Here is a 24,269-nt window from a genome sequence, read left to right as displayed (position 1 = left end):
CCGGGTTTTTTGTTGCGCTGACGCCATCGCCGGCACTCAACCTTCCGGGCTTTTTCGCGGCGCCGGACTGCGTGGCGGTGACGCCTCACGGGCGCGCGAACGACATTGACGGGACCGTGACCTTCGCGATTCCGCTTGACAGGCGTGCTACCGCCAAGCCCGCGAAAGCGGTCTTTCCGAGCCTTTCACCGCGCAGATTTTCGCTATTGGAATCAATAATTTATAGGGCAAGGCGAGGAGCCGTCCCGGAATCCTCTGACCTGTCGCCCAACCGTCATGGCGACAGGAAAAAAAATTGTAACGAGGGAACCCGACTGCCCGGAAATTTGACGTCTTAAGGAAAGGTGAACCGAGTCAAAGATTTGCCGTTTTCAGCCAAGGCTCGACAATGGCCTGCACCCCTCCTGGACAACCCTATTCAACTCGACTCGACCGGGGGTTGTGTTGCACCCCCCGGGGGGGCTGTGTAAGGTCAATGAGGTCCAGGGCGTACCCCAACGGACTTACCCATCAAGCGGCGACGGGTGTGGCCTTGCATCAAGGAAGGAGTTCGTTCGCGTAACGGAGAGTGTGACGATCTCTAGGGATCGGCGGCACCGCCGCATGGTCCCGGTCGGGCTGGAACAGCGTGCGCGTCATGTGCGCCTGACCTGAAAGAGGTAGTCGTATGCGAAGTGACGGAACGCCCGGTCGCCGTGTCGGGGCCGGGCTCAGGGGGCAGAAAATGTTGGAATCTTCCGTTTCCATGACGTTTCAGGGCAGGCGTTTTCTGGCCTCTGGCATTGTTCCTTCGCGTATTGCGTTCCGTGCTTCCGGTGATCCCGCCGCGACGGACTAGCGTCTGCTCAACGTCGCCTTCGGCGGCATTCCACCCATTCCCCAGGTCCATGACGCCGATCCCGCAGCGCGGCTGCCGCGGGCGACGATCGGTCATGCTCAAAACGAGATGAACATGCTGCGCGCACTCAACACGACGGAGGTCAACCCGGCGATGGCCGAAGCTGCGGGCCCGGATGCGGCCAGGGGCGACAATCAATTGCAGGCTTGGGAGCGTGTGAAGCGGCGGTTGCGAGCCGAACTCGGCGAGGATGTGTTCTCCAGCTGGTTCGGGCGCCTCGAGCTCGCCGGCATCGTGCAGGGCGTCGGTCACCTCACCGTGCCCACGCGATTCCTGAAGAGCTGGATCCAGTCCCACTACATCGACCGTGTCCGCGCCCTGTTCGTGGCGGAATGCGACGGCGTCAGCGACGTGTCTCTCGCCGTGCGGGGCGCCGGCCAGCGTCCCGTGCCTCGGCCGCAGCAGCAATCGGAGCCGTCTCCGTCCGGCGCCGCGGCCGTTTCCGGCCGCCCTGCGACGACGGAGCGGCCGGTGCCGTTCTTCTCCGCGATCGACGATCGCTCGGCCCCTACTTCGGAGGACGGACTGCAGGGCTCGCCACTCGACCGGCGGCTTTCGTTCGGCACGTTCCTGGTCGGAAAGTCCAATGCCCTTGCCCACGCCGCCGCCGAGAAGGTGGCGCGCGTCGAGAATGTCGGGGCGCCTCTCTATAATCCCCTCTACGTTCATTCCGCCGTGGGGCTCGGCAAGACGCATCTCCTGCAGGCCGTCGCCCATGAGGTCATCGCCTCCGGCAAGCGCGTCATCTACCTCACCGCCGACCGCTTCATGTACGGGTTCGTGGCCGCGCTGAAGGCGCAGACGGCGCTCGCTTTCAAGGAGCGCCTGCGCGGGATCGACGTGCTGGTCATCGACGACGTGCAGTTCCTGCAGGGGCGATCGATCCAGCAGGAGTTCTGCCACACCATCAACGCTCTCATCGACGCCGGCCGGCAGGTGGTGATTGCCGCCGACAGGTCCCCGGCCGAGCTGGAGAGCCTCGACGAGCGCGTACGCTCGCGTCTCGCCGGCGGGCTCGTGGTGGAGATGGGCGCGCTCGACGAGGCGCTGCGCGTCAAGATCCTCGAGGCGCGCATCGCCGCCGCCCGCATCCACCACCCCGCCTTCGAGGTGAGCCAGCCCGTCGTGTCCTATGTGGCGCGCGCCATCGTCACCAATGGCCGCGACCTCGACGGCGCGGTGAACCGGTTGCTCGCCCACACGACGCTCTCCGGTTCCATGCCGACGGTGGAGAGTGCTGAAACGGCCATCCGCGACCTCGTGCGCTCGCGCGAGCCGCGCAAGGTGCGCATCGAGGACATCCAGAAGCTGGTGGCGGTTCACTACAATGTCAGCCGCTCCGACATCCTGTCCTCCCGGCGCTCGGCGGGCGTGGTGAAGCCTCGCCAGATTGCCATGTACCTCTCCAAGCAGCTGACCCTACGCTCCTTGCCGGAGATCGGGCGTCGTTTCGGCGGCAGGGACCACACGACGGTGCTGCACGCCGTGCGCAAGATCGAGGGCGCAGTGGCCATCGACACGTCGCTGCGCGAGGACGTGGAACTCCTCAAGCGGATGTTGCAGGAATAGACGCCCGACTGGCGCGCCGGGCGTCCCGGACGTCTCGTCGGGGAAAACCAGGCAAAAGCGGCCCGCCACGAGCGCTGGTGCGCTTGCGCCGGGCTTGCGCTGTTGCCAATGTGCTCGCCCGCCGGGCTCCGACCCGGCTATGCGCCGCCTGTGCGGCGCCGCCCGAGTGATGCAGGATCCCGGCCATGAAGGTCACCGTCGAGCGCTCCGCGCTGTTGAAGTCGCTGGGCCACGTCCACCGGGTCGTGGAGCGCCGGAACACCATTCCGATCCTTTCCAACGTGCTGATCCGGGCCGCCGGCGGTGAGCTGCGCCTGCGCGCCACGGACCTCGACCTCGAGGTCACCGAGACCGCGCCGGCCGATGTCGGGCAGGAGGGCGGCATCACGGTGCCCGCCCATGTCCTCTACGATATCGTCCGCAAGCTGCCGGACGGGGCCCAGGCCTCGCTGGAGACCACCGGCGACGTGGGACAGGTGCTGATCCGCTCCGGCCGCTCGCGGTTCACGCTCCAGGCCCTGCCCGAAGCCGACTTCCCCGACCTCGCGGCCGGCGAGATGACGTCGAGCTTCACGCTGCCGGCCAAGGAGTTGAAGCGGCTGATCGAGAAGACGCAGTTCGCCATCTCCACGGAGGAGACGCGCTACTACCTCAACGGCATCTACCTCCACACGCTCGACTCGGCGGGGCAGCCGGTTCTGCGTGCTGTCGCGACCGACGGCCACCGCCTGGCCCGCGTCGAGACCCCCGCCCCGGCAGGCGCCGAGGGAATGCCCGGGGTGATCGTGCCGCGCAAGGCCGTCGCCGAGATCATCAAGCTCGTCGACGATGCCGGCGAGGAGGTGCGGGTCGAACTCTCGCCCACGAAGATCCGGCTGGCGCTGGGCTCGGTGGTGCTCACGTCGAAGCTGATCGACGGGACTTTCCCGGACTATCAGCGCGTCATTCCGAGCGGCAACGACAAGCCGCTGGTGGTCGACAAGTCCGAGTTCCAGGCCGCCGTGGACCGCGTGTCCACCATCTCCAGCGAACGCGGCCGCGCCGTGAAGCTCGCCCTCTCCGACCGGCGGCTGACGCTGTCGGTGACCAATCCGGATTCCGGCTCCGCCGTCGAGGAGCTGGAAGTCGACTACGAGGCCACGCCGCTCGACATCGGCTTCAACGCGCGCTACCTGCTCGACATCGCCTCGCAGCTCGAGGGCGACACGGCGCTCTTCAAGCTCGCCGACCCCGGTTCGCCCACGCTCATTCAGGACCGCGAGGGCGCAACCGCCCTCTACGTCCTGATGCCGATGCGCGTGTGAACGGAGCAGCCGACGCCGCCCCTGCCCAGCCGGACCTGACCGGACCAAGAAGCGCTGCGCGCGCGCCCATGGTGCGCCGGCTGATGCTCTCCGAGTTCCGCTCCTACGCTGCGCTGGACCTTGCGGTCGCCGCGCCTCTCGTCGCGCTTTCCGGCGAGAACGGGGCCGGCAAGACCAACATCCTCGAAGCGCTGTCGCTGTTCTCGCCTGGCCGTGGCCTGCGCCGGGCCGACCTGTCGGACATGGCGAGGCTGGGAGGACCCGGCACCTTCGCCGCTTCGCTGGCGGTGGACGAGGATGGTTCGGTGGTGCGCCTCGGCACCGGAACGGAACCGGGCGACGCCGGAGGGCCGCCGCAGCGGCGCTCGCGCATCGACGGCACACAGGTGGGATCGGCGACGGCCTTTGCCGAGCATGTCCGCATCGTCTGGCTGACGCCGGCCATGGACGGGCTATTCGCAGGGTCGGCCGGCGACCGCCGCCGCTTTCTCGACCGGCTCGTCCTCGCCGTCGACACGGGCCACGGCGGCCGCGTGACCGCGCTGGAGAAGGCGCTCCGCTCGCGCAACCGCCTGCTGGAGGAGGATCGCCCCGACGCCGCCTGGCTGGACGCGATCGAGCGCGAGGCGGCCGAGACGGGCGTTGCGGTCGCCGCAGCCCGGCGCGACGCCGTGCTGCGCCTCGCGGCCCTGATCGGCGAGGCCGCCGACGACACGTCGCCGTTCCCCTGGGCGGAGCTGTCCCTGACCGGCGAGCTGGAAGCGCTGCTCGCCGACGCCCCCGCCCTCGACGTCGAGGACATGTTCCGGGCCCGCCTCCGCGACGGTCGGGCGCGTGACAGGGCGGCAGGCCGGGCCCTATTCGGGCCGCAGACCTCCGACCTCTCGGTCCGGCACGGCCCGAAGCAGGTGGACGCGGCGCTCTCCTCGACCGGCGAGCAGAAAGCTTTGCTGGTCGGGCTCGTGCTGGCCCATGCGCGCCTGGTGGCGCAGGCGACGGGCCTCGTGCCCTTCGTCCTGCTCGACGAGGTCGCCGCCCATCTCGACCCGCGCCGGCGCGCCGCCCTTTTCGAGACGCTCGCCGCCCTGGGCGGGCAGGTCTGGATGACGGGTGCCGACCCGGCAGCATTCCGCGAGCTCCCGCCCGGCTCGCAGCGCTTCGAGGTGACGCCTGGCCGCGTGCGCGGTATGGTCGGCGCATGACCTTATCCGGACTTCTCGTCTTCGCGGCCGCCTACACGCTGGCCGTCGCGACACCCGGGCCTGGCGTCGCCGCCGTGGTCGCGCGTGGCCTGGGGCGCGGACGCGCCGGGCTGCTCCCGTTCATCCTCGGCTTCACGGCGGGCGACCTCATCTGGTTCACCGTGGCCGCGGCGGGTCTCAGCGTGATCGCCCACACCTTCGAGACAGTGTTCACGGTCATCAAATATGCCGGCTGCGCCTATCTGCTCTGGCTCGCCTGGAAGGCCTGGACCGCGCCGGTGGCGGTCGCCGGTGACGAGGGGCACGGCGGCGCCGGCCGCGAGAGCCCGCTGCGGCTCTTCCTCGGCAGCCTGTCGCTGACGCTCGGCAATCCCAAGGTGATCGTGTTCTTCATGGCGCTGCTGCCCAGCCTCGTCGACCTGCAGTCGCTGAGCCTGCCTGCCTTCCTCGAGATCGCGGCGCTGATGGCCGTCATCATCACCTCCGTGCTCGGCGGCTACGCGCTGCTTGCCGCCAGGGCACGCCGCCTCTTCTGCAGCCCAAGGGCGCTGAGGCGCATCAACCGCACGACGGGAGTGATTCTCGCGGGCACGGCCGCAGCCATCGCGGCCCGATAGCGCCCGAACGCGGCTCCGTCGCCCTTGGCGCGGGTAAGCGACAGCCGGGAGCAGCGCAGCATCTGGAGCGATCCTGCACGGTACCGGGAATGCTCTGGTAAATCGCCGGACGAGCCGTGAAAAGGCCTCTGTTCCGCACTATATTTCCGAAGACGAATCAAGGGTTTCCACCCGGATAGGGACCGACATGGCAGAAGCTGCCCGCCGCACCGAGGACGAGAACGTCTACGGCGCCGAATCCATTAAGGTTCTCAAGGGCTTGGACGCTGTCCGCAAGCGTCCCGGAATGTATATCGGCGACACCGATGACGGATCCGGCCTCCACCACATGGTGTACGAGGTCGTCGACAACGCCATCGACGAGGCGCTGGCCGGCCATGCGGACGAGGTGACCGTTACCCTGAACCCCGACGGATCGTGCACCGTCACGGACAATGGGCGCGGAATCCCCACGGGAATTCACAAGGAAGAGGGCGTCTCCGCGGCCGAGCTGGTGATGACGCAGCTGCATGCCGGCGGAAAGTTCGACCAGAACTCCTACAAGGTCTCTGGCGGCCTTCACGGCGTCGGCGTGTCCGTTGTCAACGCCCTCTCGTCCTGGCTGCGCCTGCGCATCTGGCAGAACGGCGAGGAGCACGCGATGAGCTTCACGCATGGCGTGCCCAATGCGTCGCTCGCCGTGGCCGGCCCGTCGCACGGCAAGAGAGGCACGGAGGTGACGTTCCAGCCGTCGTCGGAAACCTTCACCATGGTGGAGTTCGACTACGACACGCTGGAGCACCGCCTGCGCGAGCTCGCCTTCCTGAATTCGGGCGTGCGCATCGTGCTTACCGATGCCCGCCACGCCGAGGTGAGGCGTGAGGAGCTGCTCTACGAGGGCGGGCTGGAGGCTTTCGTCCGCTATCTCGACCGGGCGAAGACGCCGATCCTGCCGGCTCCGATCATGGTGCGGTCTGAGCGCGACGGCATCACGGTCGAGGCAGCGCTGTGGTGGAACGACAGCTACCACGAGAACGTGCTGTGCTTCACCAACAACATCCCGCAACGCGATGGCGGCACCCATCTCGCGGGGTTCCGCGCCTCGCTGACCCGGCAGGTGACTGGCTATGCCGACAGCTCCGGCCTATCCAAGAAGGAGAAGGTTTCGCTCACCGGCGATGATTGCCGCGAGGGCCTCACCTGCGTGCTGTCGGTGAAGGTGCCCGATCCCAAGTTCTCGTCGCAGACCAAGGACAAGCTGGTTTCGTCCGAAGTGCGGCCCGTCGTGGAGAACGTGCTGAACGAGGCGCTCTCCGTATGGCTGGAGGAGCACCCGGCCGAGGCGCGCGGCGTCGTCGGCAAGGTCGTGGAGGCAGCGGCTGCCCGCGAGGCAGCCCGCAAGGCGCGCGAGCTGACCCGCCGCAAGGGAGCGCTCGACATCGCATCCCTGCCGGGCAAGCTGGCCGACTGCCAGGAGCGCGACCCGTCCAAGTCAGAGCTGTTCCTGGTCGAGGGTGACTCCGCCGGCGGCTCGGCCAAGCAGGGCCGCAACCGCGAGTACCAGGCCGTGCTGCCGCTGCGCGGCAAGATCCTGAACGTCGAGCGGGCGCGCTTCGACAAGATGCTGTCGAGCCAGGAGATCGGCACGCTGATCACGGCGCTCGGTACCGGCATCGGCAAGGAGGAGTTCACTGCCGACAAGCTGCGCTACCACAAGATCATCATCATGACGGACGCGGACGTGGACGGCAGCCACATCCGCACCCTCCTGCTCACCTTCTTCTTCCGGCAGATGCCGGAGCTGATCGAGCGCGGCCATATCTTCATCGCCCAGCCGCCGCTCTACAAGGTGACGCGCGGCAAGTCCCAGCAGTACCTCAAGGACGAGCGGGCGCTCGAGGACTACCTCATCGAGCAGGGTGTCGAAGGCGCGCTGCTGCGCCTCGCAGGAGGCGAGGAACGGACGGGACGCGACCTGCGCACGCTGCTGGAGGAGGGACGCGTGATCCGCAACCTCCTGAACGGGCTGCATTCGCGCTACGACCGGCGGGCCGTCGAACAGGCGGCACTGGCCGGCGCCCTGGAAATGCAGGGTGACCAGGAAACGTCCGACGCCGTGGCGAAGGAAATTGCCCGGCGCATGGACACGCTGGCCGACGACATCGAGCGGGGCTGGACCGGCCACGCCGAAGGCGGCGGCTACGTACTGGAAAGGACGCTGCGCGGCGTGCGCCATGTCGTGTCGCTCGATGCCGCGCTGCTCGGGTCGGCCGACGCCCGCAAGATCGCCGAGCACGCTGCCCCGTTGCGTGCCGCCTTCGCCAACACGGCGACGCTGGTCCGCCGCGCCGACGAGCGGCCGATCAACGGTGCCGTCGAACTCTTCGAGACGCTCACCAGCGTCGTCCGCAAGAGCCTCACCCTGCAGCGCTACAAGGGCCTCGGCGAGATGAATCCCGAGCAGCTCTGGGAGACGACGCTCGACCGCAACGTCCGCTCGCTGCTGCAGGTGAAGATCAAGGAAGGCTCGGAGGCCGACGACATCTTCACCAAGCTGATGGGCGACGTCGTCGAGCCGCGCCGCGAATTCATCCAGTCCAACGCGCTGAGCGTGGCGAATTTGGATATCTGAGGCAGCACTGACTTTTGAAGGTGCCGGAGTTCGGATACCTTCGCTGGACACGTGGTGAGGGCAGCCTCATGACAGCATTGACGGTTCGCCTGGACGACGGAAGTGCCCAGAGGCTGGCTGAGCTTGCCGAAAAGCTGAACCGCTCAGAAGCCGAGCTTGCCCGGCAGGCTGTTGACGATTTTCTTTCCGCGCAGGAATGGCAGATCGCCGACATCGAGGCCGGGCTGGCGGAAGCTGATCGCGGCGAGTTCGTGCCTGACGAAGCCATCGCCGAAATGGTGCGCAAGTATACGGTGAGCGAGCCAAAGGCGTGAGCCGCCGGCTGCGATGGACAGCCAGAGCATCCTTCCGATTGGACAGCATTGCCCGTTTCATCGCGGAACGAGATCGATGGGCCGCCGAAAAGGTAGTCAGGCGCATCGTTGGGGCGGCAGGAAAACTGGAGATGCAGCCCATGATGGGGCGGCCTGGAAGGATCGCAGGCACCCGGGAATTCGTCGTCAGCGGCCTGCCTTACATCATCGTCTACCAGGTATCGGAGCAGTGGATCGACATCCTGACCGTGTTCCACACGGCCCAGAGCGGCCCCGACATCGTCTGAGCCGCTCCAGCACTGCCTGTCAGGCCCCGTTGCCATTCGTATCCCGCCAGGCCCGCTCGAAGGGCAGGCGCCAGGCATGCGGGGCGACCAGCTGGTGGATGGTCTTCGGTCCCCACGAGCCGGGTTCGTAAAGCCGCACGGGCGGCGGGTTTTCCAGCAGCGGCGTCGAGACCTCCCAGAGCCGCTCGATGCCCTCGGCGCCGGTGAAGAGCGTCCGGTCGCCGCGCATGGCGTCGAGAATCAGCCGTTCATAGGCCTCCAGCACGTCGCCAATCAGGCCGGTGTCGTGCATCGCGAACTGCATGCTGAGCTTGTCCAGCCGCATGCCGGGCCCCGGCCGCTTGCCGTAGAAGGAGAGCGACATGCGGCTCTCGTCGGCGAGGTCGAAGGTGAGGTGGTCCGGCCCCTGCGCGCCGACACCCGAGCCGACCGGGAACATGCTCTTGGGCGGCTCGCGAAACGCGATGGAGATGATGCGCTGGCCCTCCGCCATGCGCTTGCCCGTGCGCAGGAAGAACGGCACGCCGGCCCAGCGCCAATTGTCGATGTGCACCTTCAGGGCGATGAAGGTCTCGGTGTCGGAGACGGGATCGACGCCCGGCTCGGCGCGAAACCCGACATACTGGCCGCGCACCACATCCTTCGGGTCGATCAGCCGCATGCTGCGGAAGACCTTGTTCTTCTCCTCGTTGATCGGGCCCGGCTCCAGCGCTGTCGGCGGCTCCATGGCCATGAAACCGACGATCTGGAAGAGATGGGTGACCACCATGTCGCGGAAGGCGCCGGTCTGCTCGTAGAAGGCCGTTCGCTTGCCGATGGTCAGCGTCTCCGGCACGTCGATCTGCACGTGATCGATGAAGTTGCGGTTCCAGATCGGCTCGAACAACCCGTTGGCGAAGCGGAAGGCCAGGATGTTCTGAGCCGCCTCCTTGCCGAGAAAATGATCGATGCGGAAGATCTGGTCTTCGCTGAACACCTCGTGCAGGCGGCGGTTGAGCATGACGGCGCTTTCCAGGTCCGTCCCGAACGGCTTCTCCATGATGATGCGGCTGCGCTCGACGAGGTCGGCCTCCGCCAGCAGGTGCACGGCCGGAAGAGCGGCGCTGGGCGGCACGCTGAGATAGTGGAGCCGGCGGTTCTCGCCGGGCAGCGCCGCCTCGGCCCGCGCGACGGCTGCGGCCAGCGGCTCGGCGCCTGCGCCCATCGGCACGTAGTCGAGCGCGGCGGCAAAGGCGTCCCAGTCGGCCTGGCTCACGGGCCGGGCAAAGAACTGGTCGATGGCACCGCGCGCGAGCGTCCGGAACGCGTCGACGTCGATGTCGTCGAGCGAGACGCCGATGATGCGGCAGCCCGGGATGAAGCCCGCGCTGACGAGGTGGAAGAGCCCCGGAAGGAGCTTCCTGCGGGAGAGGTCGCCGGTCGCGCCGACGAGCACCACCACCTGCGGAGATTGCGGGCCGACCCGCGACGCCTTGCCCGACACGTCCACCCCCAAGCCTCGCCGGACCGTCCGAAGCGGCCGTTCCCGTCCACCATCAGAGCACGGCGAGATTACGGATGCATTTCTTCGGCCAAGGCGCGGCCGGTCAGCCGGGACCGGGATGCAACCGGAAGGTGCTCCGCCGCGTTCAGGACAGAGAAGCGCGGGCTGTGCCGCTCCGTGCGCCGGACCGGAGACACGGGATGCCGCGTAACGAGATCGCCGCCATTGTCGGGCTCATCGTCGCCTTCTGGTGGGTGATCGCCGGGCCCGGACGGACGCGCGGGTTCCCCCGCGACATCCAGGGCTTCGGGCTGCTCTTCGTCATCTTCGTGATCGGCTTCGGGATCACCTGGATCGTGCTGCGGATCCTCGGCTACTAGCGGACTGAAACGCGGGTCTTCAGACCCGCACTTCATCTCGCGTCACGGGGCGCGTCTCGAGACGCGCGGTCGCAGCGCGCCCGCTCCCTCACTCGTGCCCGGCGAAGAAGTCGCGGACCTTGCTGAAGAACCCGGCGCTCTCCGGCTGCGTGTCCTTCGAGCTCTCGGTCTCGAATTCGCGCAGCAACTCACGCTGGCGGCTGGAGAGCTTCTGCGGTGTCTCCACCACGACCTGGATGTAGAGGTCGCCGTGCTCGCGGGCGCGCAGCACCGGCATGCCCTTGCCGCGGATGCGGATCTGCTTGCCGGTCTGAGTGCCATCCGGGATCTTCACGGATGTTTCCTGCCCGTCGAGCAAGGGTACGGTGAGATCGCCGCCCAGCGCCGCCGTCACCATCGACACCGGCACCCGGCAGAACAGGTCCGCCCCGTCCCGCTGCAGGAAGGGATGCGGCTTGATGGACAGGAAGATGTAGAGGTCGCCCGACGGCCCCCCGCGCATTCCTGCTTCGCCCTCGCCGGCCAGGCGAATGCGTGTTCCGTCTTCCACGCCCGCGGGGATGTTGACCGACAGCGTGCGCTCGCGCGTGACGCGGCCAGCGCCGTTGCAGGAGCGGCAGGGATCGTCGATCACCTCGCCGCGGCCCTGGCAGGCTGGGCAGGTACGCTCGATCGAGAAGAAGCCCTGGCTGGCGCGCACGCGGCCATGCCCGGCGCAGGTGGCGCACTGGCGCGCCTTCGAGCCCGGCTTGGCGCCCGTTCCGTTGCAGGCTTCGCAGGAGACGGAGGTCGGCACCTTCAGCGTCGCGGTCTTGCCGCGATAGGCCTCCTCGAGCGTGATCTCGAGGTTGTAGCGCATGTCGGAGCCGCGCTCGCGCCCATTGGGGCCGCCGCCGCGGCGTCCGGCGAAGTCGCCGAACAGGTCCTCGAAGATGTCCGCCATGGAGGACGCGAAGTCGTTGTCGAAGCCGCGACCGCCGCCCATGCCGCCATTCTCGAAGGCGGCGTGGCCGAAGCGGTCATAGGCGGCGCGCTTCTGCGGGTCGCTGAGCGTCTGGTAGGCCTCGTTCAGCTCCTTGAACTTCGCCTCGGCAGCCTTGTCGCCCGGATTGCGGTCCGGGTGGTGCTTCATGGCGAGCTTGCGGAACGACGCCTTCAGCTCGACCTCGGTGCAGGTTCGGCTGACTTCAAGGACTTCGTAATAGTCGGCTTTGGCCATGGCTCGGGGGTGCTCAGTCGGGCGTTGAGGCGTCGGGATCGGGCAGGGCAGTGAGGATCGGTTCCAAGCGCGCGATTAGGGGCTGGAGGTCCCCTGGCGCAGTCGCCCAGACGACCTTGATGTCCAGTGTCTCATAGCTGTGAGCGATGCGATCGCGCATCCGTCCAGATCGTGCTCCGCGGCAAATTCCTGGTTCTGACGAGTCAGCCGCTTTGCGCACTCGCCGATAACGACAAGACACATCGAAACCGCGCTCTGATGAAGTTCTTCGGCCAGGAACTCATCCTCAGTCAATCCATCAATGAAGCGGCGCGCGCTCCTGGGTGCGTCCAGCATGATCTCCAGATCGAGACCAGTGTCGCCGGCTCTCAAATCGGCCTCGCCTCCAGCGCCTCCGAAGGTCTCATGCCCCGCCCCCGAAGCAGAAGGCGGCCGGGTCTCCCCGGCCGCCTCGCGTCACCGCGTCACGCGCTCTTCTTGCGGTCGTCGTCGCCGACCTCGCGGAAATCCGCGTCGATAACGTCGTCCTTGGCCTCGCCGCCCGGTGCGCCGCCGGCGGCCTCGCCGGGGCCTGCGCCCTGCTGCGCCTCGTACATGGCCTGGCCGAGCTTCATCGAGAGCTGCATCAGGTCGTTGGTCTTGGCCTTGATCGCCTCGACATCCTCGGTGCCGAGCGCGTCGCGCAGCGCCGTCACGCCGGTCTCGATCGCCGACTTGTCGGAAGCCGGGACCTTGTCGCCGAACTCCGCCACCGACTTTTCGGTCTGGTGGATCAGGCTCTCGCCCTGGTTGCGGACCTCGACCAGCTCACGCCGCTTCTTGTCCTCGGCGGCATGCGCCTCCGCGTCCTTGACCATCTTCTCGATGTCGGCCTCGCTGAGGCCGCCCGACGCCTGGATGCGGATCTGCTGCTCCTTGCTCGTCGCCTTGTCCTTGGCCGACACGTTGACGATGCCGTTGGCGTCGATGTCGAAGGTGACCTCGATCTGCGGCACGCCGCGGGGAGCCGGCGGGATGCCGACCAGGTCGAACTGGCCGAGCAGCTTGTTGTCCGCCGCCATCTCGCGCTCGCCCTGAAAGACCCGGATCGTCACCGCCGTCTGGTTGTCCTCGGCAGTCGAGAAGACCTGACCTTTCTTGGTCGGGATCGTCGTGTTGCGGTCGATCAGCCGGGTGAACACGCCGCCCAGCGTCTCGATGCCCAGCGACAGCGGGGTCACGTCGAGCAGCAGCACGTCCTTGACGTCGCCCTGCAGCACGCCGGCCTGCACCGCCGCGCCGATGGCGACGACCTCGTCCGGGTTGACGCCCTTGTGGGGCTCCTTGCCGAAGAACTGCTTCACGGCCTCCTGGACCTTGGGCATGCGCGACTGCCCGCCGACGAGGATGACCTCGTCGATCTCGGCCGCCGTCAGGCCGGCGTCCTTGAGCGCCTTGCGGCAGGGCTCGATCGTCTTCTGCACGAGATCGTCCACCAGCGCCTCGAACTTGGCGCGGGTGAGCTTCAGCGTCAGATGCTTCGGGCCGCTCGAATCGGCGGTGATGTAGGGCAGGTTGATCTCGGTCTGGCTCGCGGAGGAGAGCTCGATCTTGGCCTTCTCGGCCGCCTCCTTCAGGCGCTGGAGAGCCAGCTTGTCCTTCTTGAGGTCGATCCCGTTCTCCTTCTTGAACTCGTCCGCGAGATACTCGACGAGCCTCATGTCGAAGTCTTCGCCGCCCAGGAACGTGTCGCCGTTCGTGGACTTCACCTCGAACACGCCGTCGCTGATCTCGAGGATCGAGACGTCGAAGGTGCCGCCGCCGAGGTCATAGACCGCGACCGTGCCGCTCTTCTTCTTCTCGAGGCCGTAGGCGAGCGCCGCCGCCGTCGGCTCGTTGATGATGCGCAGCACCTCGAGGCCGGCAATCTTGCCGGCGTCCTTGGTGGCCTGGCGCTGGGCGTCGTTGAAGTAGGCAGGCACCGTGATGACGGCCTGCGTCACCGGCTGGCCGATGAACGCCTCCGCCGTCTCCTTCATCTTCTGCAGGATGAAGGCCGAGATCTGCGAGGGCGAGTAGGTCTTGCCGTCCGCGTCCACCCAGGCGTCGCCGTTGCCGGCGCGCACGATCTTGTAGGGCACGAGGCCCTTGTCCTTCTGCGTCATCGGGTCGTCGTAGGTCCGCCCGATGAGGCGCTTGATGGCGAAGAAGGTGCGCTCGGGATTCGTCACCGCCTGGCGCTTGGCCGGCTGGCCGACGAGGCGCTCGCCTTCGTCCGTGAACGCGACGATCGAGGGCGTCGTACGAGCGCCCTCCGCGTTCTCCACGACCTTCGGCGTCGCACCTTCCATGATGGCGACGCAGGAATTGGTCGTGCCGAGGTCAATACCGATTACTTTACCCATGCTAGTCCCCTTTCTCAGCGAGACCGCCGGGCCCATACAGGCGCTCCGGCTGTCGGCGGTATGGGCCGCTTGCGTGGCCCGTTTCCGCCGGATCCCCTCAGGATGCGCGGGTTTCCCGCGGCTGGCGGGTATATAAGGACAGGGCCCTTGCGCCGCAAGGAGAGTGACTGGTCGCGGCGCTTGACGCAACGCTCGCGTCGCACCAAGGACATGACGTCCGCATTGTAGTTGTTCGACCTTCTTCTCGCGAGAGTTGCAGTCCCACGTTAGGATCGGTTCATGGGTTTCCTCCGCACGGGCCGCGCCGGCCCTTTCCGGCCGGCGGCCACGCTCTTCCTCGCGCTCGCGCTGCCGGCCCTCGCCTGCACGCCCGCCGTGGCGCAGATCGTCCTGCCTGGCGCCACGGCGATCGAGGGATCTGGACTGGGCGATGCCCCGCCGCCCAAGCCGAGGAAAAAGGTGGTGCCGCCGAAGTCGTTCGCCGAGGATGCCGTGGCCGGCAAGGAGTTCCTGCGATACGGCAGCAAGGGCCGCCTCACGCTGATGAAGAACCCTGACGGCGGCTACACGCTGAAGATCATCGCCGTCGGCGAGAAGATCTCCAAGCCGACGGAAGCCTGCGGCCTCGACCTCGGCAATGGCGCGCCGCTGGCGATCACCTCCGTCGGACGGCCCGACGGCGTGCCGCGCTACGACGTCGCGGTGCCCGGGTGCCCGCTGACGCTCGACGTGGCTGACGGCAGCGTCCTCGTCGGCGGCGAGGCCGCGTGCACCTTCCAGGAAGCGGACTGTCGCGTCGATGCGCGCGGGCTGTGGGGGCCTCCCCCCGCCGATCTCGAGCCGAAGACGGCCGACTTCGACGGCGACCGCTCGCGCGCCGACAAGGCCATGCGCGAGACCTTCAAGGCGCTGATGGCGCGCAGCAAGGACAAGGCCGAACTGAAAGCGCTCGTCACCGAACAGGCCGGGTTCACGGCCGCGCGCGAGGAGCTTTGCCGGGATTATGCCCGCGAGCCGGCCCACGGATTCTGCGGTGCGCGCTACACGGAACTGCGCGCGGCGGCGCTCGACGCGCGGCGCGCCCGGCTCGAGGCCAGCGGCCAACTCGCTGCGCCAAAGCCGAAGCCCAAGCCGAAGCCCGTCGCACCCGTTCCCGCAGCCTCGGCCGGCGGCGAACTGCAGTAGGAGCCGGCGCTTCCATGGACCGCGCGTCTTCAGACGCGCCTCGTGCCATGCGGGTCTGAAGACCCGCGGTTTGGTCCGTCAGGCGGCCAGGTCGGCCACGATCGCGTCGAGCACGGGGAAGCCGCTGCGGGTGACGCGCAGGCGGCCGGTACGGGTCTGCTCGACCAGGCCTTCTTCCTGCAGCACGCGGACGCGGTCCTCGGCCAGCTCTCGCCCGGTCAGTGCCGCGAAGCGGGCGGGCGAGATGCCCTCTGTCAGGCGCAGACCCATCAGCAGGAACTCGTCGCCCTCCGCCTCGGCCGACAGGCGCTCGACCTCGGTGATGCCGTGGCCCTGCTTCTCCACCTGACGCAGCCAGGCCTCGGGCTGCAGCACGGTGGAGAGAGCCAGCCGGCCGTTGGAGGAGACGAGCCGCGCATGGGCGCCGGGGCCGACGCCGGCATACTCGCCGTAGCGCCAGTAGACGAGGTTGTGCCGGCACTCCGCGCCAGGCCGGGCGTGGTTGGAGATCTCGTAGGCGGGGAGGCCGTGGCGGTCGCAGATTTCGCGCGTGACGTCGAAAAGCACGCGGGCGTGCTCGTCGTCGGGGACGACCAGCTTCCCCGCGTCGCGAAGGCGCTCGAACATGGTGCCGGGTTCGATGGTGAGCTGGTAGAGCGACAGGTGCTCGGCGGCGCGCCGGATCGCCTCCTCCAGCTCCGCGGCCCAGGCCTCCGGCGTCTGCCCGGGACGGGCATAGATGAGGTCGAACGAGGTGCGCTCGAAAATCGAGGAGGCGATGCCCACGGCCTCCATCGCCTCGTCCGCCGTGTGCAGGCGGCCGAGCGCGCGAAGATCCGTGTCGTTCATCGCCTGGACGCCGAGGGAGACGCGGTTGACCCCGGCTCCCCGGTAGCCGGCCAGCCGGCCCGCCTCGACGCTCGTCGGATTGGCTTCCAGCGTCACCTCCACGTCGCGGGCGACGGGCCAGTGCGCGGCGATGGCGTCGAGGATGCCGCCCACGGTGGAGGGCTTCATCAGCGAGGGCGTGCCGCCGCCGAGGAAGATGCTGGTGACGGTGCGCCCGGGCGCGATCTCGGCCTCATGCGCGATCTCGCGCTCAAAGGCGGCGAGATAGCGCGCCTCGTCCACCGGCTGGTGGCGGACATGGCTGTTGAAGTCGCAATACGGGCACTTCGACGCGCAGAACGGCCAATGCACGTAGACGCCGAAGCCGGGTGCGAAAGGTTCGGGTGCGCTCATGCGCCTCCAATGGTCTTTCGCGCCTGCGAAGGCAAGCCCGCGCTGCAAAAACGGCTCGAATTCGCCCCGCACAGCGAGCTGTAAGTCCTTGCGAGGCGCGCAGCGACGAAGCAATGCAGTCGCGGTCGCCAAAAGGCGAACAGACCCGGGTTGCTTCGCTGCGCTCGCAAGGAGGGGTGGCTACCCGCTCACCTTGTCCTCAATGACCTCCCAGATCGCGACCGCGAGATCCGGGCCGCCGAGGCGCTTGATGGCGCGCAGCCCCGTCGGCGAGGTGACGTTGATCTCGGTGAGGTGGCCGTCGATCACGTCGATGCCGACGAAGATCAGCCCGCGCTCACGCAGGGTCGGGCCGATACGGTCGCAGATCTCCCGCTCGCGCGGGCTGAGCTGGGTGGTTTCGGCGGCACCGCCGCGCACCATGTTGGAGCGGATGTCGTTTTCGGCCGGCACGCGATTGACGGCGCCCAGGGGCTCGCCGTCAACGAGGATGATGCGCTTGTCGCCGTGGATCACCTGCGGCAGGAAGCGCTGCACGACCCAGGGCTCGCGGAAGGTGACGGAGAAGAGGTCGAACAGCGAGCCGAAGTTCGGGTCGGCGACGCCCACCTTGAACACCGCCGCGCCGCCATTGCCGTAGAGCGGCTTCATGACGACCTCGCCATGCTCGGCGCGGAACGCCTCGATCTCCTCGCGGTCGCGGGTGATCAGCGTCGCCGGCATCAGGTCCGGGAAGTCGGTGACGAGGATCTTCTCCGGGGCGTCGCGAACGGCCTTCGGGTCGTTCACCACCAGCGTCTTCGGATGCACCCTCTCGAGGAGGTGCGTCGTGGTGATGTAGGCGAGGTCGAAGGGCGGGTCCTGGCGCAGGAGAACAACGTCGATCTCGGCGAGATCCCGGCGCTGCGCCTCGCCGATGCGGACATGGTCGCCCTTCACGTCCTGCACGGTGATCGGCTGCATCGTCGCCGTGACACGGCCATCGCGCATCGAGAGCCGGTCGGGCGTGTAGTAGAAGAGCCGGTGCCCGCGCTCCTGCGCGGTCAGCAGCAGGGCGAAGGTGCTGTCGCCGGTGATGTTGATGCGCTCGATCGGGTCCATCTGGACGGCGACGTCGAGCGGTCTCGTCTTGCGCATCGGGCGCTCCCTGGCTGCTGCCTCCTCGGGCGGCCGCACCATCCTCCGCTTGCCCCGCGCTGGCAAGACCGCGCCCGCATGGCGGCCTTTCACACTTCGAGGGGGAAGGCGTCGGGAACGTGCCTCGGAAAGCGGCGGGGAACGACGATCACCGCATCGCCCCGCAACGTCCGGGACGCCGCCCACGGATTGCGGGAGAGCCAGTGCGCGGCCGCGCGGCGGATGCGGCGCTGCTTCTGCGGACCGATCGACCACAGCCCGGCCTCCGTGTCGCCGCGCGCCTTCACCTCGACGAACGCCACCGTCATGCCGCGCAGCACGACCATGTCGATCTCTCCGCCGTGCACGGAATAGTTGCGGACGAGAATCCGATACCCGCTCAGGATGAGGAGGGCGGCGGCGGCAATCTCGGCCCAGCGGCCCCGGCGCAGCGCCTCCCGGCGCAACTGCGGGCCGCGGCGGCTCATGTCCCCGCGATGGCCACGGCGCGGGCGTAGACGCGTTTCTTCGGCAAGCCTGTCTCCTGGGCGACGACGGCCACGGCGTCTTTCACGGACAGGGTGGCGAGGCGCCGCCGCAGGGCCTCGTCCAGCGCCGCTTCGGTATCCTCGCCCGCAGCCGAACGGGCGGAAGGCGGCCCGATCAGGACGACGATCTCGCCCTTGGGTGCCGGTTCGCCGGCATAGGCCCCGGCCAGCACGGGCAGCGTGCCGCGGCGCACGCTCTCGTAGAACTTGGTGAGCTCGCGGGCGACCGCCGCCGGCCTTTCACCGAGGACGGCCGCGGCGTCGGCCAGCATCTCCGCGACGCGGCGCGGGCTCTCGAAGAAGACGAGCGTGCCAGGCACCTCGCGCAGAACCTCCAGCCGCTCGCGGCGCGCGGCGGACTTGGGCGGCAGGAAGCCCTCGAAGAAGAAGCGGTCCGTCGGCAGGCCCGCGACGACCAGGGCGGCGAGCACGGCCGAGGGTCCCGGCACGGTGGTGACCGGAATGCCGTCCCCGTGCGCCGCCTCGACCAGCTTGTAGCCGGGGTCGGAGACCAGCGGCGTGCCGGCATCCGACACGAGAGCCAGTGCCTCGCCCTGCTTCAGCCGCGCGAGCACCTTGGGGCGCATCTCCTCGGCATTGTGCTCGTGATAGGGCACCAGCGGCGTGGTGATGCCGTAATGCGCGAGAAGCGTCCGGGTCACCCGCGTATCCTCGGCCAGGATGGCGTTCGCCGCAGCCAGCGTGCCCAGGGCCCGGAACGACACGTCGCCCAGGTTTCCGATGGGGGTCGCGACGACATGCAGGCCCGGCGCCAGCGCCGTCGCCTCCGCGCGGATGCCGAAGGCGGTGAAGGCGGAGGGCGGCGCATCGCCTGCAGCGCTGCGGCGTGGCGTGTCTCTCTTGCTACTCATGGCCGAATCCGCCGCCCGCGGCACCTGCGCAGACTTCGCGCCGAGATTAGCTTCGGCTAACGTCCCGCGCAAAGAATGCGGGATCGGCGTCCCGCGCGGATCGGTGCGGCGAGAGGAGTCTGCGTTGAGTGACGAATCGTTTCCCGGGGACGCCGTCGACGCGGGCCGGCGTCGCGTCCTGCGGCTGCTGGCCGGAACGAGCCTCCTGGCCCCCGTCCTGGCGGCCTGCAATACGGCCGGGCCGAACCTGGGCGTCGAGCAGCCGGCATCGTCGGCGTCCAACGCTCCGCCGGTCATCCCGGGGAAGGTGCGCGTCGCCCTCATCCTGCCCCTCAGCGCGGGCGGCAACACCGGCGCCGTGGCGACCTCCCTGAAGAACGCGGCCGAGATGGCTGTCGCCGAGTTCAACGGCTCGGTCGTCCAGCTGCTGCCCAAGGACGACAAGGGCACGGCCGAGGGTGCGCGTCAGGCTGCCGAAGAGGCGCTCGCCGAGGGCGCAGAGGTGATCCTTGGTCCGCTTCTCGCCTCCTCCGTGCAGGCGGTGGGGCAGGTGGCCAAGCCCGCCGGAAGACCGGTCGTCGCCTTCTCGACCGATGCCAGCGTGGCCACGCGCGGCGTCTACCTGCTCAGCTTCATGCCGGAGAGTGACGTCGACACGATCATCACCTTCGCCGCAGGACGCGGCAAACGGTCGGTCGCGGCGCTGATCCCGAACAGTGCCTACGGGACCATCGTGGCAGCCGCGCTGCAGGAGACGGCCGCCCGCCGCAACATGCGGATCGCGGCGCTGGAGCGCTTCGACGCCGCCGGCGCCGACGCCGCGGTGAAGCGCATCGTCGCTGCATCGGGTGGCGCGGACGCGCTGTTCCTGCCGGTCAGCGCCGCCGAGATGGCGACGCTAGGGCCGGTGCTGACCGCCAATGGCGTTCCCGGCCGCATGCAGACGCTGGGCACCGGCGTGTGGGACGATCCCCGGCTCGAGACGGCGGCGGCCGTGCAGGGCGGCTGGTTCGCCGCGCCCGACAAGGCAGGCTTCAACGCCTTTGCCGGCCGCTACCGGGCGAAGTTCGGCAGCCAGCCGGCGCGCATTGCCACGCTGGCCTACGACGCGGTGTTCCTCCTGAACGCGCTGCACGCGAAATACGGAACGCAGGCCTTCACCGACGCCAACTTCACCGATCCCGAGGGCATCATCGGCACGGACGGCCTGTTCCGCTTCCGGCCCGATGGCACCAACCAGCGCGGCCTGGCCGTTCTGCAGGTGAACAACGGGTCGGCCTCGACGATCCAGCCAGCGCCGAGAAACTTCGCGGCGGGGACGTAGGACCGCGCGTCTTCAGACGCGCCTCCCTCGAGACCCAGCCCATCGGGCATGCAGGTTGGCGCGCGCCGCAGACCCGCATTTCTGGACGGCGTCCGATCGCGTTCCTGGACACCGGCTCTCCGCTTTGCTCCGGCCGGAATGCAAGGCGTGAGTACGGCGGCAAAGCGGGTCTGAAGACCCGCGCTCCAACGGGAGCACGTGCGTCTTCGCACGTCTCGTTAAGTGAGTGATCGTTCACTTCTTGCACGGTCCGCTGCCTGTGATAGTGAGTGATCACTCACTATTCGGCCGGCAACCCGGCCCGGAGGACCGCATGTCCGACAGCTTGCTGCGCACCCGCCGCTTCGCGCCGCTCTTCTGGTGCCAGTTTTTCTCCGCCTTCAACGACAACTTCCTCAAGAACGCGCTGGTGGCACTCATCGTCTACCGGCTCGCCATGGAGGGGTCGGGGACACTCGTGCAGATCGCGGGGGCGATCTTTATTGCGCCGTTCTTCCTCCTGTCGGGGCTCGGCGGCGAGATGGCCGACCGCTACGACAAGGCGCTCATCTCCAAGCGGCTGAAGTTCGCCGAGATCTTTGCCTCGCTGGTGGGCGTCGCCGGCTTCGTCATGCAGGACGTCTGGATCCTGATGGCGGCACTGGGGCTGTTCGGGATCATCGCGGCCCTGTTCGGGCCGATCAAATACGGCATCCTGCCTGACCACCTGAAGACCGAAGAGCTGCCCGCCGGCAACGCGCTGATCGAGGGGGCGACCTTCATCGCCATCCTGCTCGGGACGATCGCGGGCACGAAGGCGGCGACCGGAACGGAGAACCCGCTCTATGTCGGCGCCGGGCTCATTCTCCTGGCCGTCGCCTGCTGGATCGCCGCCCGGATGATCCCGCCGACGGGCGAGAAGGCTCCCGGGCTGCGGGTCAACCCCAACATCTTCGCCTCCACCGGCGGGCTGATCCGGGCGCTGTGGTCCGAGACGCGCCTGTGGCGCGGAGTGCTGGTCGTCAGCTGGTTCTGGCTGGTCGGCGCCGTGATGCTGGCCCTGCTCTCGACGCTGGTGCGGGACCGGCTCGGCGGCGACGACAATCTCTACATCGCCGCCATGACGCTGTTCTCCGTCTCCATCGGCGTGGGCTCGGCGCTGGCGGCGTGGATGTCGCACGGCCGCATCATCCTGCTGCCGACCGTCATCGGCGCCGTGCTGATGGGCGTCTTCGCCATCGACCTCGGCCTCGCCACATGGGCCGCCGTGCCCGGCCCGAGTCCCGTCGGCCCCCTCGCCTTCTTCGCGACGGGAACGGGCCTGCGCATCGGGATCGATCTCGCCGGCCTCGCCGTAGCCGGAGGCCTCTACATCGTCCCCGTGTTCGCCGCCGTGCAGTCCTGGGCCGGCGAGGATCGGCGCGCCCGCGTCATCGCGGCCGGCAACGTCATCCAGGCCGGCTTCATCGTCGGCGGCGCGCTGGCCGCGGCCGCCCTTCAGGCGGCAGGACTGACGGAGGGGCAGATCATAACCCTGCTCGGCGCCCTCAACCTCGTCGCTGCCGTCGCCGCGCTGAAGCTGCTGCCCGTCAACGTCTTCCGCGACGTCCTCTCCATCATCTACCGGGCCGTCTACCGGATGGAGGTGAAGGGCCTCGAGAACCTCGACAAGGCGGGTCCCAACCCCATCATCGCGCTGAACCATGTCAGCTTCCTCGATGGCGGGCTCGCACTGTCGCTGATGGACAAGGACCCGGTCTTCGCCATCGACCACGGCATCGCGCAGCGCTGGTGGGTGAAGCCCTTCCTGAAGATCACGCGGGCCATGCCGCTCGACCCCACGAAGCCAATGGCAACCCGGACGCTGATCCACTCCGTTCAGTCCGGCGAACCGCTGGTGATCTTCCCGGAGGGCCGGATCACCGTCACCGGAAGCCTGATGAAGGTCTATGACGGGGCCGGCCTGATCGCCGACAAGACCGACGCCTTCGTCGTCCCGGTGCGCATCGACGGGCTGGAGGCGACGCCGTTCTCGCGCCTCTCGCCCAAGCAGGTGCGCAGGCGCTGGTTCCCGAAGGTGCGCGTCACCATCCTCGACCCGGTGAAGCTCTCCGTCGATCCGGAGCTCAAGGGCCGCGCCCGCCGCCATGCGGCAGGAGCGGCGCTCTACGGCATCATGTCGGACCTCGTCTTCCGCACCACATCGACCGACCGGACCGTGATCCAGGCGGTGATCGAGGCGGCGCACATTCATGGCGCAGGCCGTGTGGCGGTGGACGACCCCGTGGGCGGGCCGCTGAGCTACCGCAAGATGCTGGCGGGTGCCCGCGTCATCGGCCGCAGGCTTGCGCCGCTGGCGCCAGAGGGCGGCGCGGTGGGCGTGCTGCTGCCCACGTCGGGCGGCGCGGCGGTCACGCTGCTCGGCCTGCTCTCGGCCGGCCGCGTCCCGGCCATGCTCAACTTCACCGCCGGCGCGACCAACATCCTTGCCGCGTGCCGCGGCGCCGAGGTGAAGACCGTCGTCACCTCCCGCGCCTTCGTCGAGAAGGGCCGGCTGGAGGCGCTGGTCGAGGCGCTTTCCGCCGAAGTGCAGTTCGTCTGGCTGGAAGACGTTCGCGCCAAGGTCGGCTTCGCCGAGCGCCTCGGTGCTCTGCTGAGCTGGAAGAAGCCGCTGTCGAAGGGCAAGGCCGACGACAGGGCCGTCGTGCTCTTCACCTCCGGATCGGAGGGCGCGCCGAAGGGCGTCGTGCTCTCCAACCGCAACATGCTCGCCAACGCGGCGCAGGCCGCGGCCCGCATCGATTTCGGGCGTACCGACACGGTCTTCAACGTGTTGCCCGTCTTCCACTCCTTCGGGCTCACAGTGGGGCTCATCCTGCCGCTGGTATCCGGCGTCAGGGTCTATCTCTACCCCTCGCCGCTGCACTACCGGATCGTCCCGGAGCTGGTCTACGCGTCGAACGCGACCATCCTGTTCGGCACCGACACGTTCCTGGCCGGCTATGCGCGGTCCGCACACCCCTATGACTTCCGCTCGCTGCGCTACGTGCTGGCCGGGGCCGAACCGGTGAAGGAGGCGACGCGGCGCACCTGGATGGAGAAGTTCGGCCTGCGAATTCTGGAGGGCTACGGCATCACCGAGACGGCGCCGGCGCTCGCCCTCAACACGCCGATGTTCAACCGCTTCGGCACCGTCGGGCGTATCCTGCCAGGGATGGAGGTGCGGCTCGAGCCGGTGCCCGGTGTCACCGAGGGCGGGCGGCTCTTCGTCAAGGGCCCCAACGTCATGCTGGGCTACCTCCGGTCGGAAAATCCGGGCGTCCTGGAGCCCCCTCCGGAGGGCTGGCACGACACGGGTGACATCGTCGCCGTGGACGCCGAGGGCTTCGTCACCATCAAGGGCCGCGCCAAGCGCTTCGCCAAGATCGGCGGCGAGATGGTGTCGCTCGCCGCGGTCGAGACGCTGGCTGCCGAGCTCTGGCCGGACGCTTTGTCGGCCGTCGCGACGACGCCCGATCCCCGCAAGGGCGAGCGCATGGTCATGCTGACCCAGCGCAAGGATGCGACGCGGGCGGACTTCCTGGCCTTCGCCAAGGCCAAGGGCGCTGCCGACCTGATGGTGCCCGCCGAGGTGGTCGCCGTCGACCACGTGCCGCTGCTGGGGTCGGGCAAGGTCGACTACGGTGCCGTCGGAAAGCTGGTGCGCGAGCGTGCCTCCGAGAGCGCGGCCTGAGG

19 protein-coding genes are annotated in these 24,269 nt (G+C 68.4%); 11 read left to right on the top strand and 8 right to left on the bottom strand.

Features of this window, described 5'->3' with window-relative positions:
- Positions 1-991: 991 nt before the first annotated feature.
- The 7 genes from dnaA to AC5JCN_RS18795 all read left to right on the top strand — a co-directional run bounded on the left by dnaA (position 992) and on the right by AC5JCN_RS18795 (position 8,802).
- Positions 992-2,467 carry a chromosomal replication initiator protein DnaA gene (gene dnaA / locus AC5JCN_RS18825; RefSeq protein WP_495757680.1) on the top strand — a complete coding sequence of 492 codons (1,476 nt, stop codon included), beginning with the start codon at positions 992-994 and terminating at the stop codon, positions 2,465-2,467.
- 185 nt (positions 2,468-2,652) lie between these two features.
- The gene (gene dnaN, locus AC5JCN_RS18820) at positions 2,653-3,771 is read left to right on the top strand and encodes a DNA polymerase III subunit beta (protein WP_495756620.1); all 1,119 of its coding nucleotides are present in this window, start codon (positions 2,653-2,655) and stop codon (positions 3,769-3,771) included.
- A gap of 68 nt (positions 3,772-3,839) precedes the next feature.
- Complete coding sequence (recF, locus tag AC5JCN_RS18815) at positions 3,840-4,973, top strand: DNA replication/repair protein RecF (RefSeq protein WP_495757679.1); 1,134 nt, start codon at positions 3,840-3,842, stop codon at positions 4,971-4,973.
- Entirely contained in the window at positions 4,970-5,590 is a 621-nt protein-coding gene (locus tag AC5JCN_RS18810) for a LysE family translocator (RefSeq protein WP_495756619.1), read from the top strand. The genes recF and AC5JCN_RS18810 overlap by 4 nt, the downstream gene beginning before the upstream one ends.
- Positions 5,591-5,777: 187 nt before the next feature.
- Entirely contained in the window at positions 5,778-8,201 is a 2,424-nt protein-coding gene (gyrB, locus tag AC5JCN_RS18805) for a DNA topoisomerase (ATP-hydrolyzing) subunit B (protein ID WP_495756618.1), read from the top strand.
- 68 nt (positions 8,202-8,269) lie between these two features.
- Positions 8,270-8,515, top strand: coding sequence for a CopG family ribbon-helix-helix protein (locus tag AC5JCN_RS18800; RefSeq protein WP_495756617.1), 246 nt, complete (start codon positions 8,270-8,272; stop codon positions 8,513-8,515).
- Positions 8,512-8,802, top strand: a complete 291-nt coding sequence (locus tag AC5JCN_RS18795) for a type II toxin-antitoxin system RelE/ParE family toxin (RefSeq protein ID WP_495756616.1) — start codon at positions 8,512-8,514, stop codon at positions 8,800-8,802. The genes AC5JCN_RS18800 and AC5JCN_RS18795 overlap by 4 nt, the downstream gene beginning before the upstream one ends.
- 19 nt (positions 8,803-8,821) lie before the next feature.
- Here the strand turns inward: AC5JCN_RS18795 and zwf are convergent, their stop codons facing one another.
- The gene (gene zwf / locus AC5JCN_RS18790) at positions 8,822-10,285 is read right to left on the bottom strand and encodes a glucose-6-phosphate dehydrogenase (RefSeq protein ID WP_495756615.1); all 1,464 of its coding nucleotides are present in this window, start codon (positions 10,283-10,285) and stop codon (positions 8,822-8,824) included.
- 200 nt (positions 10,286-10,485) lie between these two features.
- Between zwf and AC5JCN_RS18785 the strand changes: the two genes are divergently transcribed.
- Positions 10,486-10,665, top strand: coding sequence for a hypothetical protein (locus AC5JCN_RS18785; RefSeq protein ID WP_495756614.1), 180 nt, complete (start codon positions 10,486-10,488; stop codon positions 10,663-10,665).
- Positions 10,666-10,753: 88 nt separating this feature from the next.
- On the opposite strand, the gene dnaJ is transcribed toward AC5JCN_RS18785, so the two are convergent.
- The 3 genes from dnaJ to dnaK all read right to left on the bottom strand — a co-directional run bounded on the left by dnaJ (position 10,754) and on the right by dnaK (position 14,268).
- Positions 10,754-11,884, bottom strand: coding sequence for a molecular chaperone DnaJ (gene dnaJ, locus AC5JCN_RS18780; protein WP_495756613.1), 1,131 nt, complete (start codon positions 11,882-11,884; stop codon positions 10,754-10,756).
- Between the two features lie 75 nt (positions 11,885-11,959).
- On the bottom strand, positions 11,960-12,220 hold the full coding sequence (locus AC5JCN_RS18775) for a HepT-like ribonuclease domain-containing protein (RefSeq protein ID WP_495756612.1): 261 nt from the start codon (positions 12,218-12,220) through the stop codon (positions 11,960-11,962).
- Between the two features lie 128 nt (positions 12,221-12,348).
- A complete protein-coding gene (dnaK, locus tag AC5JCN_RS18770; RefSeq protein WP_495756611.1) occupies positions 12,349-14,268 on the bottom strand; it encodes a molecular chaperone DnaK in 1,920 nt (639 codons plus the stop codon).
- Positions 14,269-14,547: 279 nt separating this feature from the next.
- Here dnaK and AC5JCN_RS18765 point away from each other — a divergent pair, with 279 nt between their 5' ends.
- On the top strand, positions 14,548-15,453 hold the full coding sequence (locus AC5JCN_RS18765; protein WP_495756610.1) for a lysozyme inhibitor LprI family protein: 906 nt from the start codon (positions 14,548-14,550) through the stop codon (positions 15,451-15,453).
- Between the two features lie 78 nt (positions 15,454-15,531).
- Here AC5JCN_RS18765 and hemW read toward each other — a convergent pair whose 3' ends face one another.
- The 4 genes from hemW to rsmI all read right to left on the bottom strand — a co-directional run bounded on the left by hemW (position 15,532) and on the right by rsmI (position 19,231).
- Positions 15,532-16,695, bottom strand: coding sequence for a radical SAM family heme chaperone HemW (gene hemW, locus AC5JCN_RS18760; protein ID WP_495756609.1), 1,164 nt, complete (start codon positions 16,693-16,695; stop codon positions 15,532-15,534).
- Between the two features lie 180 nt (positions 16,696-16,875).
- Positions 16,876-17,832 carry a glutathione synthase gene (gene gshB / locus AC5JCN_RS18755; protein ID WP_495756608.1) on the bottom strand — a complete coding sequence of 319 codons (957 nt, stop codon included), beginning with the start codon at positions 17,830-17,832 and terminating at the stop codon, positions 16,876-16,878.
- 89 nt (positions 17,833-17,921) lie between these two features.
- Entirely contained in the window at positions 17,922-18,299 is a 378-nt protein-coding gene (locus tag AC5JCN_RS18750; RefSeq protein WP_495756607.1) for a YraN family protein, read from the bottom strand.
- On the bottom strand, positions 18,296-19,231 hold the full coding sequence (rsmI, locus tag AC5JCN_RS18745) for a 16S rRNA (cytidine(1402)-2'-O)-methyltransferase (protein ID WP_495756606.1): 936 nt from the start codon (positions 19,229-19,231) through the stop codon (positions 18,296-18,298). Before rsmI ends, AC5JCN_RS18750 begins: the two co-directional genes overlap by 4 nt.
- Before the next feature lie 124 nt (positions 19,232-19,355).
- Here rsmI and AC5JCN_RS18740 point away from each other — a divergent pair, with 124 nt between their 5' ends.
- Positions 19,356-20,555 (top strand): penicillin-binding protein activator, encoded by a 1,200-nt coding sequence (locus AC5JCN_RS18740; RefSeq protein WP_495756605.1) that lies wholly within the window; start codon positions 19,356-19,358, stop codon positions 20,553-20,555.
- A 313-nt stretch (positions 20,556-20,868) separates the two neighbouring features.
- Positions 20,869-24,267 carry an acyl-[ACP]--phospholipid O-acyltransferase gene (locus tag AC5JCN_RS18735; protein WP_495756604.1) on the top strand — a complete coding sequence of 1,133 codons (3,399 nt, stop codon included), beginning with the start codon at positions 20,869-20,871 and terminating at the stop codon, positions 24,265-24,267.
- Positions 24,268-24,269 lie beyond the last annotated feature (2 nt).

Source organism: Alsobacter sp. (assembly GCF_059501845.1).
Note: the sequence above shows the minus strand (reverse complement) of the source record. Positions and strands in the feature narration are given on the sequence as shown.

Bases quoted from the DNA above. Each gene is read 5' to 3' on its own strand.
- AC5JCN_RS18785 (WP_495756614.1), top strand. From the start codon at position 10,486: ATGCCGCGTAACGAGATCGCCGCCATTGTCGGGCTCATCGTCGCCTTC.
- rsmI (WP_495756606.1), bottom strand. From the start codon at position 19,231: ATGAGTAGCAAGAGAGACACGCCACGCCGCAGCGCTGCAGGCGATGCG.
- AC5JCN_RS18765 (WP_495756610.1), top strand. From the start codon at position 14,548: ATGGGTTTCCTCCGCACGGGCCGCGCCGGCCCTTTCCGGCCGGCGGCC.
- AC5JCN_RS18800 (WP_495756617.1), top strand. From the start codon at position 8,270: ATGACAGCATTGACGGTTCGCCTGGACGACGGAAGTGCCCAGAGGCTG.
- gshB (WP_495756608.1), bottom strand. From the start codon at position 17,832: ATGCGCAAGACGAGACCGCTCGACGTCGCCGTCCAGATGGACCCGATC.
- AC5JCN_RS18750 (WP_495756607.1), bottom strand. From the start codon at position 18,299: ATGAGCCGCCGCGGCCCGCAGTTGCGCCGGGAGGCGCTGCGCCGGGGC.
- hemW (WP_495756609.1), bottom strand. From the start codon at position 16,695: ATGAGCGCACCCGAACCTTTCGCACCCGGCTTCGGCGTCTACGTGCAT.
- AC5JCN_RS18810 (WP_495756619.1), top strand. From the start codon at position 4,970: ATGACCTTATCCGGACTTCTCGTCTTCGCGGCCGCCTACACGCTGGCC.
- AC5JCN_RS18735 (WP_495756604.1), top strand. From the start codon at position 20,869: ATGTCCGACAGCTTGCTGCGCACCCGCCGCTTCGCGCCGCTCTTCTGG.
- recF (WP_495757679.1), top strand. From the start codon at position 3,840: ATGGTGCGCCGGCTGATGCTCTCCGAGTTCCGCTCCTACGCTGCGCTG.
- gyrB (WP_495756618.1), top strand. From the start codon at position 5,778: ATGGCAGAAGCTGCCCGCCGCACCGAGGACGAGAACGTCTACGGCGCC.
- dnaN (WP_495756620.1), top strand. From the start codon at position 2,653: ATGAAGGTCACCGTCGAGCGCTCCGCGCTGTTGAAGTCGCTGGGCCAC.
- AC5JCN_RS18775 (WP_495756612.1), bottom strand. From the start codon at position 12,220: ATGCTGGACGCACCCAGGAGCGCGCGCCGCTTCATTGATGGATTGACT.
- dnaA (WP_495757680.1), top strand. From the start codon at position 992: ATGGCCGAAGCTGCGGGCCCGGATGCGGCCAGGGGCGACAATCAATTG.
- dnaK (WP_495756611.1), bottom strand. From the start codon at position 14,268: ATGGGTAAAGTAATCGGTATTGACCTCGGCACGACCAATTCCTGCGTC.
- dnaJ (WP_495756613.1), bottom strand. From the start codon at position 11,884: ATGGCCAAAGCCGACTATTACGAAGTCCTTGAAGTCAGCCGAACCTGC.